Below are 17,094 nucleotides of genomic sequence, written 5' to 3'. Positions count from 1 at the left end.
CGCGCCAAGCGGGCGCGGCCTTAAAGCGCATTTTAACTCGACGGGACTAGGACTGGGCCGGTGAAACTCGCCGCTGAAAAAGACATCGCCGCCAAGATCGCCGCCGCAAAGGCGAAGCTGGTCGTGGTCGAAACCCGGCCCAACCCCGTCGCCGCGCTTGGCGCAGCCGCGCTCGCGGCCACCGCAGCGGTTCTGATGGCGGGCGTCGTCATCATCGGCCCCGGCGTGCAGTTCAACGACCCGGCGATGACGATTTCGCGCTAGCGATTGCCGGTCCTGAAGCGCCAGGCGTCTTCCGCCGCTCGCATCGGCGCCCGCGCCTTGTGCTGGGTCTCGGCATATTCGGCCGCAGGATCGCTGTCGGCGACGACGCCGGCCCCGGCCTGAACGAAGATCCGAGCGTCAGCGAAAAGGGCGGTGCGCAGGGTGATGCAGATGTCCGCCTCGCCGCCGGCCGAAATGTAGCCGACGCCGCCGCCGTAACCGACGCCGCGCTTTTCGCTTTCCAGTTCGTCGATGATCTCCATCGCGCGCACCTTGGGCGCGCCCGACAGGGTGCCGGCGGGCAGGGCAGCCAGAAGCGTGTCAACCGCATCCAGCATGGGGTCGGCCTTGCCCCGCACGTTGGAGACGATGTGCATGACCTGGCTGTAGCGCTCGACGACGAAGCTCTCGGTGACCTCGACCGTGCCGGGCGCCGCGACTCGCCCCACATCGTTGCGGCCCAGGTCCAGCAGCATCAGGTGCTCGGCAAGCTCTTTTGGATCAGCGAGCAGTTCGACTTCCAGCGCCTTGTCCGCTTCTGGCGTCGCACCGCGCATGCGCGTGCCGGCCAGCGGCCGGATCGTCACTTCGCCGTCCTTGAGCCGAACTAGGATCTCGGGGCTGGAGCCGGCGAGTTGGAAACCTTCGAAGTTTAGATAGAACAGATAGGGCGACGGATTCTGGCGACGCAGCGAGCGATAGAAGGCGAACGGATCGTCGGTCCACGGGGCCGAAAAGCGGTGGCTGAGCACGACCTGGAAAATGTCGCCGGCGCCGATGTAGTCCTTGGCCCTGGCGACCATCTCGCCGAAGGCCGGCTCGTCCACCGACGAGGTGAAGACGGGAGGCGGCGTTTGCTGCGGAGCGGCGCGAACGGGCAGGGGTTCGCGCAAGGCCGTCTCGAACGCATCCAGCCGCGCCGTCGCGGCGTCGAACGCTTCTTGCGGGGAGATGCCGGCGTCGGGATAGGCGGCCGAGACCAGAACGATCTCGTGACGGACCGAATCGAAGATGGCCACCAGCGACGGCCGTGTCAGCACGGCGTCGGGCAAGTCGAGCGGGTCACGGTTTGGCGCGCCCAGCGGCTCCAGCAGTCGCACCATGTCATAGCCGAAGACGCCGAAGAGGCCAGCGGCCATCGGCGGCAATCCCTCCGGCAGATCGAACTTCGACGCCGCGATCAGCGCGCGCAGGGATTGCAGCGCTGGCAGGTGTTCGGCTGTAAACCGACCTTCGCCTATGGCTGAGCCGCGCGACAGTTCCGCCGCGTTGGAGCGACAACGCCAGACCACATCGGGATCCAGCGTCAGGATGGAATAGCGTCCCTTGACGGCACCGCCCTCGACCGACTCCAGTAGACAGGCGTACGGCCGATCGCGCCCCAGCTTCAGATAGGCCGAGACCGGGGTTTCCAGGTCGTCGATAATCCGGCGAACCAGGACCTGCGGCCGACCAGCCGAAAGGCCGGCCGCGAAGGCGTCGAGCGTGATGTCGCGCGAAGCGTCGTCGGTCATTGCGCCGGTGCGGCGGGCGTTGCGCCACCGGACAGACCCAGGGCCGACAGCGCCTGGGCCGGGTCGTGCTTGGCCTTGGAGCGCTGAGCGCCCGCCGAGACCGACGATTCGACCATCGCCTGCACCAACTCCTGGGTCAGGCGCGGGCGGACCTGCTCGGCCAGCGGACCGGCCACGGCCGGATTGGCGGCGCGGACGTTGTCGACGCGGCCGACCACATAGGCGGTCTGCGACGCCGGCTGCGAGAAGGCCTGGCCCTTGGATTGGCCGAACAGGCCTTGAAGCACGCCCTGACCCAGGGATTCCTGGGTTTGCTGATTGCGGATGACGCCGGTGCGCACGGTCAGCGGCGCATTGACCGAACGGGCGACCGCGGCGATGTCCTCGCCGTTTCGCACGCGGGTCGTCAGTTCTTCAGCCTTGGCCGACAGGCGACGCATGGTCTCACGCTGGATCCATTGGGCGGCCAGGGGCTCACGCACCTCTGCCAGGGTCGGCAGGGCCGACGGGCGGATGTCGTTGACGCGCACGGCGAAATACTGACCCTGACCGGCGTCGATGACGTCACTTTCGCCGCCCTTGGTCAGGCTCCAGGCCGTCTCGAAGATTTGCGGCGGAGCGTTCAGCGCCTGACCGTTCGGCAGCTTGCCGTCCTTGGTGAAGGGCGGCAGATCGACGACGCGACCGCCGGCCTCACGCGCCGCGTCAGCCAGGTTCTTACCGGCCGTGCGAGCGGCTTCGTACTTCTCGACCTTGGCGTAGGTCTGGGTCTTCACGTCCTCGGCGCGCAGTTCCTGGATCAGCTCCTCACGAGCGCTGTCCAGCGTGGCGGGCGCAGCGGGTTGAACCGCCGTGACCTTGGCGACGGCGAAGCCGACACCGGCCTGGACCGGGTTGGACACCTGATTGGCTTGCAGGCCGAAGACGGCGGCTGCGGTCGCGGCGTCGCCGATGACCGAGCGGGGGGTTTCGTTGAAGGCGGCCGGGGTGATGTTGTTGGCGCGGCCGACGTCGGCGGGCGATTGGCCCGCGCGCAGGGCGGCGGCGATCTTCTGGGCCGTCTCGCGGTTCGGCGCAGTCAGGGTGACGAACGAGCGCGTTTCGGGCTTGCTCAGCGTGTCCTTCTTGAACTCGAAGCGCTCGCGGATGCGGTCTTCCGAGATCGGCGCATTGGCCGAAGCCTCAGGCGTAAACAGAACCACCGACACCATGCGGAACTCGGGCGCGCGCAGACGGTCGGCGTTCTCCTGGATGAAGGCGTTCAACTGGGCGTCAGTCGGGGCGGGGATCTGACCGGCCATCGCGGGGGTCACCTCGAACCAACGACCGTCGCGGCTTTCGAAGGCGGAACCGGCCAGCAGCGCGCCATAGATGCGCGGCACGCGGGCGCCGGCGAAGACGGCGGCGCCGAAATGTTCCGTCGCGTATTGGTCGCGCAGGTCCTGCTCCAGCATGGCGGGCGTCAGGTTCTGCTGCGCAAGCGCAGCCTCATAGGCCTGCTGGTCGAACTGTCCGGTGACCGAGTTGAAGAAGGCCGGGATCTGGCGGATCTGCTTGACGATCAGTTCCTTGCCCGGGCGGATGCCCGCCTTGTAGGCCCAGTTCAGGAAGCCCAGCTGCTGCGTCTGCTCGGTCAGGAAGCGAACGTGAATGTTTTCCGCGACCAGCTCCTGGTTCGTCAGGGGACGGCCGACCTGCTGCTGCAGCCGTTCACGCACCTGATCGAAGGCGGTGCGGAACTCGATTTCGTTCATCGAGCGGTCGCCCGCGTCGATGACGTGTTTCGGTCCCAGGTTGGAGAAGACGTCCATCCGCGCGCCGACGATCACGAAGCTGATCGCGATCAGGACAAGCAGGGCGGCCGCCCATTTGGATCGAGAGAAGGCGCGGAAGGCGGTGAGCATTCGAAAACCCGGGACTGGCCGATATTGGCGTCAATCGTCGCGTATAGTCGGGGCGGGGCCGCCGCTGCAAGGATGGCGTCGTGTCCGGATTGCGGCGGCGCCTCTTGGCTTGGCGGTTTTCGCCTTCTAGACAGGCGGCCATGAAACAATCCGTGAAGATGATCGTCGGCAATTGGAAGATGAACGGCGTCTCGGCCGGCTTGGCGCAGGCTGAGGCGATCAGGGACGCCGTCGGAACGACGGCGCAGGAATGCCGTGTGGTGCTTTGCCCGCCGTCGACGCTAATCGACCGTATGCAGTCCGCCCTGGCGGGCAGCGGCGTGGCCGTGGGCGGTCAGGACTGCCATGAGAAACCCGCCGGCGCGTTCACCGGCTCGGTATCGGCTGAGATGCTGGCCGACGCCGGCGCGACCGTGGTGATCCTGGGGCATTCCGAACGCCGCTCGGCTTTCGGCGAGACTGATGCGGACGTCGCCGCCAAGGTCGAGGCCGCCGTCGCCGCCGGGCTGGAGCCCATTGTGTGCGTGGGTGAAACCCTGCAGCAGCGGGAAGCGGGCGACGCCATCGCCGTCGTGTCGGGCCAGGTCGCGGGCTCGCTGCCGTCAAGCCTGGCCGAGCGCGACTTTGCGGTGGCCTATGAGCCCGTCTGGGCCATCGGGACGGGCCTGACCGCGACGCTGGATCAGATCGCCGAGGTCCATGCAGCCGTGCGCGCCGCCATCGTCGCAAAGCTGGGAGAGGGCGCTCGCACCGCGCCCATTCTTTACGGCGGTTCGGTCAAGCCAGAGAATGCGCGGGACATTCTGGCCACGCCGGAAGTCGGCGGCGCCCTGGTCGGCGGCGCGTCCTTGAAGGCCGAGGACTTTCTGCCGATCGTCAACGCAGCCGCGTGACGTTTGCCCCTGGCGCGCTTCGATGATAGAGGCCGCCGCTTGATCGGCGCAGATCCGCGCCCACATGAATGACGCCATGCTCCAGACCATCCTGCTCGTCGCCATCATCATCGTCGCCATCGCGCTGACGGGCATCGTCCTGCTTCAGAAGTCCGAGGGCGGCGCCCTAGGCATGGGCGGCGGTCCGTCGGGCTTCATGACCGCACGCGGGGCAGGCAATCTTCTGACCGTCACCACCTGGTGGCTGGCGGCCGCACTGTTCGTCCTGACGATCATTCTGACGGTTGTCGGCAATATGGACCGCGCTTCGGTGTCCGGCATCGACGCCGACGCTGTGGGTTCGCTGGCCACGACGCCGCAGACCCAGACGCAGCAACCCGCCCAGCAACAGCCCGCTTCGCCGGCCAAACCGGCGACGCCTTCGCTGGATGATCTGGAAGCCAGCCTGCCGTCGGCCTCCACCGCTCCGGCGCCGGCCCAACAGCCCGCCCAGTAAGGCTCCGACAGAGACCCGAGTTTCCGAAAGCGCGCCGCAGGGCGCGCTTTCTTCTTTTGATCAACAGTTCGATTCGACGGCGGCATGACCGAGCCGCGAATCATGGAGTAAGGTGTCCCCCCATGGCTCGCTATGTGTTCATCACCGGCGGCGTGGTTTCCTCGCTAGGAAAAGGCCTCGCCTCCGCCGCTCTCGGCGCTCTTTTGCAGGCGCGCGGCTACAAGGTCCGCCTGCGCAAGCTCGACCCCTATCTGAACGTCGATCCGGGCACGATGAGCCCGTATCAGCACGGCGAGGTCTTCGTGACCGACGACGGCGCCGAGACCGATCTGGACCTGGGCCACTACGAGCGGTTCACCGGCGTGTCGGCGGCCAAGTCCGACAACATCACGACCGGCCGCATCTATTCGACCATTCTGGAGAAAGAGCGTCGCGGCGACTATCTGGGCGCGACGGTGCAGGTCATTCCGCACGTCACCGACCAGATCAAATCCTTCTGCCTGACGCCCGCCCTGACGGACGCGGGCGAAGACGTCGACTTCGTTCTGGTCGAGATCGGCGGCACGGTCGGCGATATCGAGGGCCTGCCCTTCTTCGAGGCGATCCGCCAGTTGGGGCAGGACCTGCCGCGCGGCCAGAGCTGCTTCGTCCATCTGACGCTGCTGCCGTTCATCAAGACGGCCGGCGAGATGAAGACCAAGCCGACCCAGCACTCGGTCAAGGAACTGCGCTCCATTGGCATCCAGCCGGACATCCTGCTGTGTCGCTGCGAGCAGCCTATCCCGGCCGAGGAAAAGCGCAAGATCGGCCAGTTCTGCAACGTGCGCGAAAGCGGCGTCATCCAGGCGATGGACTCCGCGGACATCTACGCCGTGCCGTTGGACTATCACCGTGAGGGGCTGGACCGCGAAGTGCTGGCGCACTTCGGCATCAACGATGCGCCCGAGCCGGATCTGACCGGCTGGCAAGAGATCGCGCGTCGCCGCCTGCAGCCCGATGGCGAGGTCACCATCGCCGTGGTCGGCAAATACACCGTCCTCAAGGACGCCTATAAGTCCCTGATCGAGGCCCTGCATCACGGCGGCGTGGCCAACAACGTCAAGGTCAACATCGACTGGGTCGAGGCCGACACCTTCGAGGGCGATCCCGAGGCCTGCGAGGAGCGGCTGCAAGGCGCGCACGCTGTCCTGGTGCCCGGCGGCTTCGGCGAGCGCGGTTCGGAAGGTAAGATCGAGGCAGCCCGCTTCGCCCGTGAGCGCAACATCCCCTATTTCGGCATCTGCTTCGGCATGCAGATGGCGGTGATCGAGGCGGCGCGGAACCTGGCCGGCTATCCCAAGGCCTCGTCCACCGAGTTCGGCCCGACCGCCGAGCCAGTCGTCGGCCTGATGACCGAATGGACCCAAGGCAATCAACGCGTCCTGCGTCAGCAGGGCGGCGACCTGGGCGGCACCATGCGGCTCGGCGCCTATGATTCGACCCTGACAGCCGGGTCCAAGATCGCCGAGATCTACGGTTCCACCGCGATCAGCGAGCGTCACCGCCACCGCTACGAGGTCAACATCAACTATCGCGAGGCGATCGAGCAGAAGGGCGGGCTGGTCTTCGCCGGTCTCTCGCCTGACGGCGTCCTGCCCGAGACGGTTGAACGCCCGGATCACCCCTGGTTCATCGGCGTTCAGTATCACCCCGAGCTGAAGAGCCGTCCGTTCGCGCCGCACCCTCTGTTCGCCAGCTTCATCGGCGCGGCGGTGGTGCAAAGCCGCCTGGTCTGACGGAACGCGGTTCTGACGGACTCCATCAGGTCCGCGTTTTGCAGTAGACTGTCCGGAACGGATCGAATTGGCACGATCCGAATGCGGCGGGACCGTCGATGATCGGCGAGTTGCTTTATCAACTGCATCGGCACGTTCGGCTGATCCTGATCGTCGGAGGCCTGATGCTCGCGCTTGGCGTGGCGCTGCTGGGCTATGAAGCCGTCCGGCATTTCGCGGAGCCGCCGGCCCGCCCGGCCGAAGCCGGACGGGCCTGAGCCGTCAGTCGATCTTCAAACGCATGAAGATCATCGCGCCGTCAGGATCGCCGCCGTAGAGCGGCTCCAGCGCGGTCGGTACGCGATTCATGGCATAGAGACCGCCGAGGCCGAACCGGACGTGTTCGGCCACCCGCCAATCGCGGACCACGCCGACCGACGCCTTGCCGACGGTGTAGAGCGGGCCGTGGCCGCCGCCGACGCCGGGAACCAATTCATCCGTCTCGATCCGCTCGGCTCGGGCGAAGACGGTCCAGCGGTCGTTCGGATGGACCGCCGATTCGAGCAACCAGCCGTCCTTCGATTCACCGTGGTCGTTGGTCTTTCGGCCCCAGGCCAGCGTCGAGGACCACCAGCCGTCATCGCCAAGACGGCGGGTGTGGATGGCGCTGGCCGACCATTTCGTCTCGTCCTCGTCGGGCTCCAGCTGTTCGGGCGCGGAGACGTCAGCGTAGGAGGCTTGCAGCGACCATTCGTCGTTTGGGTTCCAGGCGGTCCGGATCGACCAACTGTCGAGCCGTGGCGAGTCGATGCCCCAGCGTTCCTCGTCCGGCTCGCGTCCCTTGAAGGCCGAAGCCTCGATCTTGAAGCGGTCGTGCGCCCAGCCCAGGGTGGTCACGCCGAAGACGATATGGGTCGAATCCAGCCAGTGGTGGGTGATCGGCGCCTCCGGACTGTCTATCGCGCTCATGCGATGCATGAAGGCGGGCGGCCCGAAGGCGGGCTCGCCAGGCAGGCCGATATAGCCGTAAACGCTGTCCTTATCGGACAGACGCTTCGAATAGCTGGCCGACAGCTCCATGAAGAAGTCGTGCGGGTGCTGGCGATCGACCAGCGGATTGACCCCGTCCGCCGTCTCGCCCGCCGCCAGCAGCAGCGGATAGCCGGACTTGCCCATCAGCGGGTCGGGGCTGAGCATGGCGCGCAGGTTCAGCGTCGAACCATCGTCGAAGTCACGGCGAGCCGAGGTCATCAGCATGCCGGCGACGAAGGTCTTGTCGCCGCCGCGCGGCCCGGACTGGCTGTCATAGACCAGGTTCAGCATGGCGTGGCTCATCACCATCCAGTCGCCACGGACGGTGTGGATGCCACCGTGTTCGCCGGCGTCGGGTTGCCAACCGGTGCCTGAGGCGTCGCGGTTGATGGGCCAGGGGCCATACGGGCTGGTCATCGTGTGACCCATGCTGGCGTGATCGGTCATCGGTTCGGCGGATGACATGGGCATGTCGTGACCCGCGTGCGGATCGGCAGTGGGCTTGCTCGACGCGTGGTGAGAGTGATCCTGCGCCGCCGCAGCCTGAGCCAGGGCGAATAGGGAGACGCCGGCGCAGGCGCCGACGAGAGTGCGGATAGCCATTCAAGGCCTCCTCTGATGATCGGAACGATTTGCGCCTTCAGAAGGCGCGAGCGGTGTCAGACGATCAGGAGGCGGGGTGGACCGGGCTCCGGCGACAACAGCCGACCGGCCGGCAGAGCGGCGGGAACAGCGGCGACGCGCGCCGGCGACAGGGTCAGGGCGGAGATCGGCGCAGAATCCAGCGTGGGCGCCGCCACACAGGCGACGCAGCAGACCATCGCCTTCATGGCTTTGGGCGCATGGCTGGGAGTCTGCTCTGGCGAAGATTGGCCCGTCTCATGGCCCGTTTCATGGCACGGCGCAGCGTTTGCCGGCGACGCCGACGCGCCGACCGTGCCGAGCGCCAGCACCGACAGGGCGCCGATCAGCAGCAAAAGGGATTGAACCATCTTCACAGCGTCAGGATAGGCGTCGGGTGATGACGCCGCAATGCGTCAGCGCAGCGGCTTTTTGTCTACAAGCGGCAGACCCTGCGCGTCGGGCGCTGTGGCGCCGCCGTCGCTCAGCGCGCGCTGCATGAACACCACGTCGCGCCAGTCCTCGTGCTTCCAGCCGGCCGCCTTGAACACGCCGGCGTCGGTGAAGCCGCGCTTACGGTGCAGGGCGATTGAGCCGACGTTCTCCGAATCGCCGATGACCGCGACCATCTGACGAAGACCCATCGCTTCGCACCGTGCAATCAGCGCATCGAGCAGGGCGCCGGCGACGCCGCGGCCCCTGGCCCAAGGCGCGACGTAGATCGAGTCCTCGACCATGTAGCGATAGGCCTGACGCGTGCGAAACGGCCCGGCATAGGCATATCCGGCGACCGCGCCGTCGACCTCGACCACAAGGCGCGGCAGGCCGAGCGCTTCGACGGCGGCGAGCCGTAAGGCCATTTCGACCTCGTCGGGCGCCTCCAGTTCGAAGGTGCCGCGCCCATTGGCGACGCTTTCGGCATAGATGGCCGTGATCGCGGCGGTGTCGTCAGGACGGGCGTCGCGAACAGTCAGTCCGCTCACGCCTGCTCCCAGCCCTTGTCGATGGCCCAGACGGCGAAGGCGTAGTCGTGGGCGACTTCTTTCAGATAGTCGAACCGCCCGGCCGCGCCCCCGTGACCGGCCTCCATATTGATCTTCAGCAGCACAGGCTTGCCCGAGGTGGTGGCGGGTCGCAGTTTGGCGACCCACTTCTCCGGCTCCCAGTAGGTGACGCGCGGATCGGACAGGCCCCCCGTCGCCAGCACCGCCGGATAGGCTTTCGGCTCGACCTGATCGTAGGGGCTGTAGCTCATCATGTAGTCGTAGGCGGCCGGGTCCTCGATCGGATTGCCCCACTCGGGCCATTCCGGCGGCGTCAGCGGCAGGGAGGTGTCAGACATGGTGTTGATCACGTCCACGAACGGCACCTGACCGATGATCCCGGCCCACAGGTCGGGCCGCATATTGTTGACCGCGCCCATCAACAGACCGCCCGCAGATCCGCCCTGGGCCACGATGTTTCCGGCCGTGGCGTATTTGTTGTCGATCAGGTGTTCGGCGGAGGCGATGAAGTCGGTGAAGGTGTTCTTCTTCGTCATCTTCCGGGCGTCCAAGAACCAGCCCCAGCCCTTGTCCGAACCGCCGCGAATGTGGGCGATGGCGTAGATCCAGCCGCGATCCACCAGAGACAGCCGGTTGGTCGAGAAGCTGGCCGGCATGGGGATGCCGTAGGAGCCGTATCCGTAGAGCAGCAGGGGCGCCGAACCATCGACGGGCGTCGATTTGCGACGCAGCACCGTCACCGGCACCAACTGGCCGTCCGAAGCCGGGGCGTTCAGCCGCTCGACCACATAGTCCTCGATATTGTGACCGGACGGAATCTGCTGCGTCTTGCGCAGGGTCCGCTCGCGCGACGACATGTCGTAGTCGAAGGTCTGCGTCGGCGTAGACGGCGAGTTGTAGGTGTAGCGTGTGGTCGTCGTCTCGTATTCGGAGGCACCGGCCAGCGACAGGGCGAAGGCCGGTTCGTCCACCGCGATCTCATGCTCGGCGCCTTCGCGGTCGCGGATGATGATGCGGGTATTGGCGTCTGCACGTTCCTGACGCGCCAGATGGGCGTTGGTCAGGTCCAGGCCTTCGATGAAGCGGCCCGGCGTGTGCGGCACCAGATCGGTCCAGTTCGCCTTAGCCGGCGTCGCGGTCGGGGCCTGGACGATCTTGAAATCGATGGCGTCGTCCGCATTGGTGCGGATCACCCAGCGGTCGCCCCAGTGATCGACGTCGTAGCGGGTCCCGACCACGCGCGGCTCCAGCACGACGGGTTCGGCCGTCGGCGTGGCGGCGGGAATGTAGCGCGCCTCCGACGTTTCCTGGTTCTGGATGCCGATCACGATGAACTGGTCATCGGCGGTGCGGCCCACGCCGATGAACATGCCGTCGTCGGCTTCCTCATAGACCAGGGTGGTCTCGCCGCCGCGCGCCGGGCGACGGAAGATCTTGTCCGGACGGCCGTTGTCGTCGCGGTTGGTCCAGAAGATCCACTGGCTGTCCGGCGAGAAGACGAAGTCGCCGGTGGCGCTATCGATCACCTCGGGCAACACCTCGCCGGTCGCCAGATCCTTGACGTAGATCTTGTGAACCTCGGAACCCTGGGCGTCCTCCGCATAGGCGAAGAGGGAGTGATCCGGGCTGTGGCTCGCGGCGGACACTTCCGAATAGGCCTTGCCCTTGGCCAGTTCGTTGGCGTCCAGCAGCAGTTGAGGCGTAGGCGCCATGACGAAGTTTTTCGTCACCGGCTGACCATCCACCATCCACGTGCCCTGACGCTCGACGCGCATGTAGCGGGGGTGCTGATCGCCCGTCTGGTATTCGACATAGTAGTTCCAGCCGCCGTCCGGCGCGGGAACCGAGCTGTCGTCTTCCTTGATGCGGCCGCGCATCTCGGCGAACATCGTCTCCTGCAAGGGCAGGGTGGAGGCCATCATGGCCTCGCGGTAGGCGTTCTCGGCGATCAGGTGTTCCTTGACCTCGGCCTTGATCAGGGTCGGATCGCGCAGGACAGCCTGCCAATTGTCGTCCTTCATCCACTGATAGTCGTCTGTGCGGGTGCGGCCCAGCTGTTCGATGACGACAGGGATTTTCTTGGCGACGGGCGGCTGAGGCATGGGGGATCCGGTGGACTGACGGGCGAGCGCGGGGGAGGCCGAGACGGCGAGGGCGGTCGCCGCCGTGGACATGATCAGTTGCCGACGATTCATCGAACGCTCCCTGCCTGTTTGAAGGGCGGACCTTGAAGGTCCGGCCCCCTCTACGTCAAACGAAGAAACGCCAAGCCGATCATCCGGCCAGCGCGTCCACCGTCATGCGCCGCAGTAGGTCGCCGCCCTGACCCACGGCCGCCAGACGGCTGGAGACGTGGCCCAGCACATTGGCGGCATAGACTTCGTAGAGGTCCAGCTTGCCCTGCAGCCAGACCGGATCGCCGTCGTTGGCGTCCAGCTTCGCCTTCGCCGCCAGCGCGCCCTTGGCCAGCATCCAACCGCCGGCCACATCGCCCAGCAGTTTCAGATAGGCGTCGGCCGCCGCCAGCACATCGGCCGCCGCGTTCGGATCGGCCTTCTGATCCAGCAGCCACAGGGTCGCGTCCTCGACCGCCTCGATGGCGGTGGCGAACCGTTCGACCGGCTTGCCGCTGTAGAGCTTTCCGAGGTCGACCAGCGTCGCCTTCATGTCCGCGATCAGCGCCTTGGCTGCATCGCCGCCGTCCATCGACAGTTTGCGACCGACCAGATCCATAGCCTGAATGCCGTTGGTGCCTTCGTAGATCGGGGCGATGCGGGCGTCGCGATAGTATTGCGCCGCGCCGGTCTCCTCGATGAAGCCCATGCCGCCGTGGATCTGAACGCCCATCGAGGCGACCTCGCAGCCGATATCGGTGGACCAGGCCTTGGCGATCGGGGTGAACAGGTCTTCTCGTCCCTTCCAGCGACGGCGTTCCTCTTCGGTCCCGGCGTGGCGAGCGAGATCGGCGGCCACGCCGGTCGACAGGCAAACGGCGCGCGCCGCCGAAATCTTGGCCTTCATGACGCTGAGCATGCGGCGCACGTCGGGATGGTCAAAGATCGGAGCGTTGGCCTCGCCGGTCCAAACCGAGCGACCCTGACGACGGTCCAAGGCATAGGCGAGTGCGTGCTGGTAGGCGCGTTCGGCGATGCCGACGCCCTCGACGCCGACGGCCAGGCGCGCCGCGTTCATCATCACGAACATATGGGCCAGGCCCTGGTTCGGCTGGCCGACCAGTTCCGCGGTCGCCCCCTCATAGCTCATGACGCAGGTCGGCGAGGCGTGGATGCCCAGCTTGTGCTCGACGCCGACGGGGCGGAAGGCGTTGCGGTCGCCCAGCGTGCCGTCTTCCTTCACCGCGAACTTCGACGCCAGGAACAGGCTGATGCCCTTGGGGCCCTTGGGCGCGTCCGGCAGACGGGCCAACACCAGATGGACGATGTTGTCGGTCGCGTCGTGGTCGCCCCAGGTGATGTAGATCTTCTGCCCGTTCAGCGCATAGGTCCCGTCGCCGTTCGGCGTCGCCGTGGTGATCAGCGAACCCAGGTCCGATCCGGCGCCCGGCTCGGTCAGCACCATGGCGCCGGTCCATTCGCCGCTGACCAGCTTGGTCAGATATTTGGCCTTCTGCTCTTCCGTCCCGACCTGCTCCAGCGCCTCGATCGAGGCCAGCGACAGCATGGGACAGAGGCCGAACGCCATGTTGGCGGCATGGACGGTCTCGTAGGCCGCCAGTTCCAGCGCCTTGGGCAGGGCCTGCCCGCCCGCTTCGGTCGAGGCCGACAGCCCGGTCCAGCCGCCGGCCGCGAACTGGCGATAGGCGTCGGCGAATCCAGGCGCGGCGGTGACGGCGCCGTTGGCGTAGGTCGAGCCCTTCTGATCACCGATCCGGTTGAGCGGAGCCAGCACCTCTTCCGAGAACTGTCCCGCCGCCTCCAGAACGGCGCCGGCGACATCGGCGTCGTAGTCGGGAAAGGCGCCGGTTGCGGCCACGTCGGCCATGCCGGCGACGGATTCCAGAGTGAAGGCCAGGTCTCGAACGGGCGCGCGATAGGTCATGGGTTTCCTCAATCGTCTTTGCGGCCTAAGTGCCGCGTCGGGGCCTGTCGCTGCAAGCGTCTTGGCGACGCGCCCCGTCTCAGTGCAAAGTGGCTGAACGCATGGTGACGCCGTGCCGTCGCGGAAGGGAAGACATGGGCGAGCCCCGCAATCGATATTCGACGGTTTCCCTGCTGATGCACTGGGGCATCGCCGCCGCCGTTCTGGCGCAGGTGCTGCTGATCACCGCGCATGAGAATACGGAAGGGCCGATTTCGGGCCAGTTCGTCATGCTGCACAAGTCGCTGGGTCTGACGATCCTGGTGCTGACCCTTGCGCGGATCGGATGGCGCTTGGCCCATCCGGCGATTCCGTTGCCCTCGGCCTTGCCGCGCTGGCAGAAGGTGGCGGCGCGCGCGACGCACGTCCTCTTCTATCTGGCCCTGATCGTCATTCCGATGACCGGTTGGCTCGCATCATCGGCGGGCGGGCGCGCGATCGAGTGGTTCGGCCTCTTCTCCTGGCCCCTGCTGCCCGTCGACGGCGGGCGTGAGGCGGCGCGCAGCCTGATGGGCCTGCACGAACTGGCGGTGAAGGGTCTCTATGTCTTGATCGCCCTGCATGTGATCGCGGCGCTGAAGCACCAGTTTATCGATCGCGACAATGTGCTGCACCGAATGATCCCGATCATCCCGCGCCGACCGTGAGCCAGACGCCGCTCCAAGCCTCCCAGTCGCTGGCGAACGGCGATCTGATCCTGCTGCCGACCGAGACCGTTTACGGACTGGGCGCCGACGCGAGCAATGCCGAGGCCGTCGCCGCCATCTTCGCCGCGAAAGGGCGGCCGAAGTTCAATCCGCTGATTTCGCATGTCGTCGGTGTCGGTGCGGCGGCGCAGATCGGGGAGTTGGGCCCGCTCGGACGGGCCTTGGCGGACGCCTTCTGGCCCGGACCCTTGACTCTGATCACGCCAATCCTGGACACGCGCAGCGTCTGCGACCTGGCGCGCGCCGGATTGGACAGCGTCGCGATCCGCGTTCCGGCGCATCCGGTGGCGAGGGAAGTGTTGGCGGCGTTCGGTGGCCCGGTCGTGGCCCCCTCCGCCAATCGTTCCGGCCGACCGAGCCCGACGACCTTCACGGATGCTGTCGAGGAGACGGGCTTTGCCGTCTCAGCGGCTGTCGATGGCGGGCCTTGCCAGGTCGGTCTGGAAAGCACGGTCGTATCGGTGCTGGGAGGGCGGGTCGCCTTGCTTCGTCCCGGCGCCATTACCCGGTCCGAGGTCGAGGCGGTCGTCGGTCCCATTGAAGAGGGCGCAGAGGGGCATCGTTCGCCCGGGCGACTGACCCTGCATTACGCGCCGGATGCGCCGGTTCGCATCGAGGCCGGCACAGCACGCGACGGCGAAATCCTGCTCGGCTTTGGCCCTAACGCCGGTGAGCCGCGCTGGAGCCTGAGCCCGTCGGGCGACCTGCGCGAAGCCGCCGCCAACCTGTTCCGACTGCTGCGCGAAGCCGACCGCACACGGCCGAAGGGTATCGCCATATCGCCGATCCCGACGACGGGACTGGGTGAAGCCATCAACGACCGTCTGCGCCGCGCGGCAGGCTTCGTCGGCTAGCCGAACCGGGCCTGAAGATCGACGCTGGACTGGCGTCCGACGCTGCCCAGGCACGCGTTCAGCCAATCGTCGGCCGCCGCACGTCCCCGCGCCTTCAGGTCGTTGAGAAAACCCCATTCGGTATTGAACTTGGACCGCAGCGACAGGTCCGAGAGCCAGCCGTCCGCCTCGATCGCGTGCAGCCGAACGTGCCGATAAGGTCCCGCGCCGCCGCCTTTCAGCTGCCCATGTTCGATCAGTTCACCCGCCAGGGCGATGGCGCGCAGTTCGGAGACCAGCGGCGCATTGAAGACGATTTCGTTCAGCCGATCGACGATGTCGCCTGCGCCTTTAGGCGTCTCGTCGCGCACCATCGGATTGAGTGTGATCAACAGCACGTCGTCCGGCGTGTCGTCTCCGGTCAACGGCCACAGCGGCGGATTGGTCAGATAGCCGCCGTCCCAATAGGGCTCCCCGTCGATCTCTACGGCTTGAAACAGATGGGGCAGGCAGGCCGACGCCATCAGGACATCGGCGTTGATCTCATTCGTCTGGAAGATGCGCGCTTTCGCTTGGCGCACAGCGGTGGCGGCGACGAAAAGCCGGATGTCCGAGGCCTGGACGGCGCCGAAATCGACCGAGGCCTGCAAAACTCGTTTGAGAGGATTGTGGTTCAGCGGATTGAATTCGTACGGGCTCATCGACATTGCCAGCGTCTCGCCCGCGCGCCAGAATGGGCTATCCTTGATCCAGTCGGGCGTCCGCGCTGCATTCCAGATCGCGCTGTCTCCAAAGACGTTGCGACCGCCGAACTGGTTGACCTCTCGCCAGAGCTTGTCCAACGCGGCGCGGCCATCGCCTGATGCGAGGCCCGACACCAAGGCCGTGCCGTTCATGGCTCCCGCTGAGACGCCTGTCACCGCGCGAATATCCAGACGATCGTCTTCCAACAGACGATCCAGCACGCCCCATTGGAAGGCGCCGTGTGCGCCGCCGCCCTGAAGCGCAAGGCAGATGGGCCGTCTGGCGAGAGCGGCGGGAACGATGTCCGCCGCTGCGGCGGTCTTGCGCTTGAAAATCGCCATGACCGCCGCCTTCCTTGGCTACTGCGCGGTCCAGCCGCCGTCGATGGAGAAGCTGGCACCGTTGGCCGAGGCGCCGAGGTCGCTGACCAGATAGAGGAAGATGCCGGTCAACTCCTCCGTCGTGACGAACCGCTTTGTGGGCTGGGCCGCCAGGATCACATCCGTCAGCACCTGCTCCTCGGTCATATTTCTCGTGCGCGCCTGATCCGCGATCTGTTTGGTCACGATCGGCGTCTCGACAAAGCCGGGGCAGATGGCGTTGCAGGTGATGTTGTCGCGCGCCAGTTCCAGCGCTGCGGTCTTGGTGAAGCCGATGACGCCATGCTTCGCCGCGACATAGGCGGACTTGAACGGACTGGCCACCAGACCGTGCGCCGAGGCCATGTTGACGATCCGGCCGCGCCCCTGCGCCTTCATGATCGGGATCGCCGCGCGCGTGGCGTAAAAGGCCGACGACAGGTTGATGGCGATGATTTTCTCCCACTGATCGGTGGGGAATTTCTCGACGGACTCGACGTGCTGGATGCCGGCGTTGTTGACCAGGATGTCCAGGCGGCCCAGTTCGCGTTTAGCGAAGGCGATCATGTCGGCGATTTCGTCACCGCGCGTCATGTCCGCCGGATGATAGAGGACGCGAACGCCGGATGAGGCCTCCAGATCGGCGCGGGTGCGCTCGATCTCTGCGGGGTCGCCCAAGCCGTTCAGAACGACGTCGCCACCGCCTGCCGCCACGGCCCGCGCCAGAGCCAGTCCGATGCCGGAGGTCGAGCCCGTAATGACCGCGACCTGCCCTTTCAGATCGCCGATACCGCGTGCCGCCCGACTGTCGGCGCCCTTGGAGTCCTTAGGCCCTTGCGACATGAATCCGCCCCTTCGTTTGTTTTGGCGA

Annotated in this window: 16 protein-coding genes; 7 read left to right on the top strand and 9 right to left on the bottom strand. The window is 66.4% G+C overall.

Annotation, left to right across the window (positions count from 1 at the left end):
* Positions 1-60 precede the first annotated feature (60 nt).
* Positions 61-264 (top strand): hypothetical protein, encoded by a 204-nt coding sequence (locus tag O2K97_RS09990; protein WP_055809137.1) that lies wholly within the window; start codon positions 61-63, stop codon positions 262-264.
* On the opposite strand, the gene trpE is transcribed toward O2K97_RS09990, so the two are convergent.
* Positions 261-1,778 (bottom strand): anthranilate synthase component I, encoded by a 1,518-nt coding sequence (trpE, locus tag O2K97_RS09985; RefSeq protein ID WP_269219147.1) that lies wholly within the window; start codon positions 1,776-1,778, stop codon positions 261-263. The two genes, O2K97_RS09990 and trpE, sit on opposite strands and share 4 nt — an antisense overlap.
* Positions 1,775-3,682, bottom strand: a complete 1,908-nt coding sequence (locus O2K97_RS09980) for a peptidylprolyl isomerase (RefSeq protein ID WP_269219146.1) — start codon at positions 3,680-3,682, stop codon at positions 1,775-1,777. The genes trpE and O2K97_RS09980 overlap by 4 nt, the downstream gene beginning before the upstream one ends.
* Before the next feature lie 140 nt (positions 3,683-3,822).
* Here O2K97_RS09980 and tpiA point away from each other — a divergent pair, with 140 nt between their 5' ends.
* The 4 genes from tpiA to O2K97_RS09960 all read left to right on the top strand — a co-directional run bounded on the left by tpiA (position 3,823) and on the right by O2K97_RS09960 (position 7,103).
* Positions 3,823-4,575, top strand: a complete 753-nt coding sequence (gene tpiA / locus O2K97_RS09975; protein ID WP_269219145.1) for a triose-phosphate isomerase — start codon at positions 3,823-3,825, stop codon at positions 4,573-4,575.
* 64 nt (positions 4,576-4,639) lie between these two features.
* Positions 4,640-5,071, top strand: a complete 432-nt coding sequence (gene secG / locus O2K97_RS09970) for a preprotein translocase subunit SecG (protein WP_269219144.1) — start codon at positions 4,640-4,642, stop codon at positions 5,069-5,071.
* Positions 5,072-5,193: 122 nt separating this feature from the next.
* Complete coding sequence (locus tag O2K97_RS09965; protein WP_066551592.1) at positions 5,194-6,846, top strand: CTP synthase; 1,653 nt, start codon at positions 5,194-5,196, stop codon at positions 6,844-6,846.
* 98 nt (positions 6,847-6,944) lie between these two features.
* Positions 6,945-7,103, top strand: coding sequence for a hypothetical protein (locus O2K97_RS09960; RefSeq protein ID WP_269219143.1), 159 nt, complete (start codon positions 6,945-6,947; stop codon positions 7,101-7,103).
* A gap of 4 nt (positions 7,104-7,107) precedes the next feature.
* On the opposite strand, the gene O2K97_RS09955 is transcribed toward O2K97_RS09960, so the two are convergent.
* From O2K97_RS09955 to O2K97_RS09935, 5 genes are all read right to left on the bottom strand, one after another.
* On the bottom strand, positions 7,108-8,460 hold the full coding sequence (locus tag O2K97_RS09955) for a hypothetical protein (RefSeq protein ID WP_269219142.1): 1,353 nt from the start codon (positions 8,458-8,460) through the stop codon (positions 7,108-7,110).
* Between the two features lie 56 nt (positions 8,461-8,516).
* A complete protein-coding gene (locus tag O2K97_RS09950) occupies positions 8,517-8,849 on the bottom strand; it encodes a hypothetical protein (protein WP_269219141.1) in 333 nt (110 codons plus the stop codon).
* A gap of 45 nt (positions 8,850-8,894) precedes the next feature.
* Positions 8,895-9,452: an N-acetyltransferase family protein gene (locus tag O2K97_RS09945; protein WP_419466120.1), complete on the bottom strand. Its 558-nt coding sequence runs from the start codon at positions 9,450-9,452 to the stop codon at positions 8,895-8,897.
* A gap of 5 nt (positions 9,453-9,457) precedes the next feature.
* The gene (locus tag O2K97_RS09940; protein ID WP_269219139.1) at positions 9,458-11,677 is read right to left on the bottom strand and encodes a S9 family peptidase; all 2,220 of its coding nucleotides are present in this window, start codon (positions 11,675-11,677) and stop codon (positions 9,458-9,460) included.
* 79 nt (positions 11,678-11,756) lie between these two features.
* Positions 11,757-13,541, bottom strand: coding sequence for an acyl-CoA dehydrogenase (locus O2K97_RS09935; RefSeq protein WP_055809159.1), 1,785 nt, complete (start codon positions 13,539-13,541; stop codon positions 11,757-11,759).
* A 134-nt stretch (positions 13,542-13,675) separates the two neighbouring features.
* On the opposite strand from O2K97_RS09935, the gene O2K97_RS09930 reads away from it, so the two are divergent.
* Positions 13,676-14,227 carry a cytochrome b gene (locus tag O2K97_RS09930; RefSeq protein ID WP_269219138.1) on the top strand — a complete coding sequence of 184 codons (552 nt, stop codon included), beginning with the start codon at positions 13,676-13,678 and terminating at the stop codon, positions 14,225-14,227.
* Positions 14,224-15,141, top strand: a complete 918-nt coding sequence (locus O2K97_RS09925) for an L-threonylcarbamoyladenylate synthase (protein WP_269219137.1) — start codon at positions 14,224-14,226, stop codon at positions 15,139-15,141. The genes O2K97_RS09930 and O2K97_RS09925 overlap by 4 nt, the downstream gene beginning before the upstream one ends.
* On the opposite strand, the gene O2K97_RS09920 is transcribed toward O2K97_RS09925, so the two are convergent.
* Together O2K97_RS09920 and O2K97_RS09915 are read right to left on the bottom strand one after the other, a co-directional pair.
* The gene (locus O2K97_RS09920) at positions 15,138-16,205 is read right to left on the bottom strand and encodes a patatin-like phospholipase family protein (protein WP_269219136.1); all 1,068 of its coding nucleotides are present in this window, start codon (positions 16,203-16,205) and stop codon (positions 15,138-15,140) included. The genes O2K97_RS09925 and O2K97_RS09920 overlap by 4 nt on opposite strands.
* Positions 16,206-16,223: 18 nt before the next feature.
* A complete protein-coding gene (locus O2K97_RS09915; protein WP_269219135.1) occupies positions 16,224-17,066 on the bottom strand; it encodes a 3-hydroxybutyrate dehydrogenase in 843 nt (280 codons plus the stop codon).
* Between the last annotated feature and the right edge of the window lie 28 nt (positions 17,067-17,094).

Origin of the sequence: Brevundimonas vesicularis (assembly GCF_027105095.1) — a bacterium.
Taxonomy (GTDB): domain Bacteria; phylum Pseudomonadota; class Alphaproteobacteria; order Caulobacterales; family Caulobacteraceae; genus Brevundimonas; species Brevundimonas vesicularis_E.
Note: the sequence above shows the minus strand (reverse complement) of the source record. Positions and strands in the feature narration are given on the sequence as shown.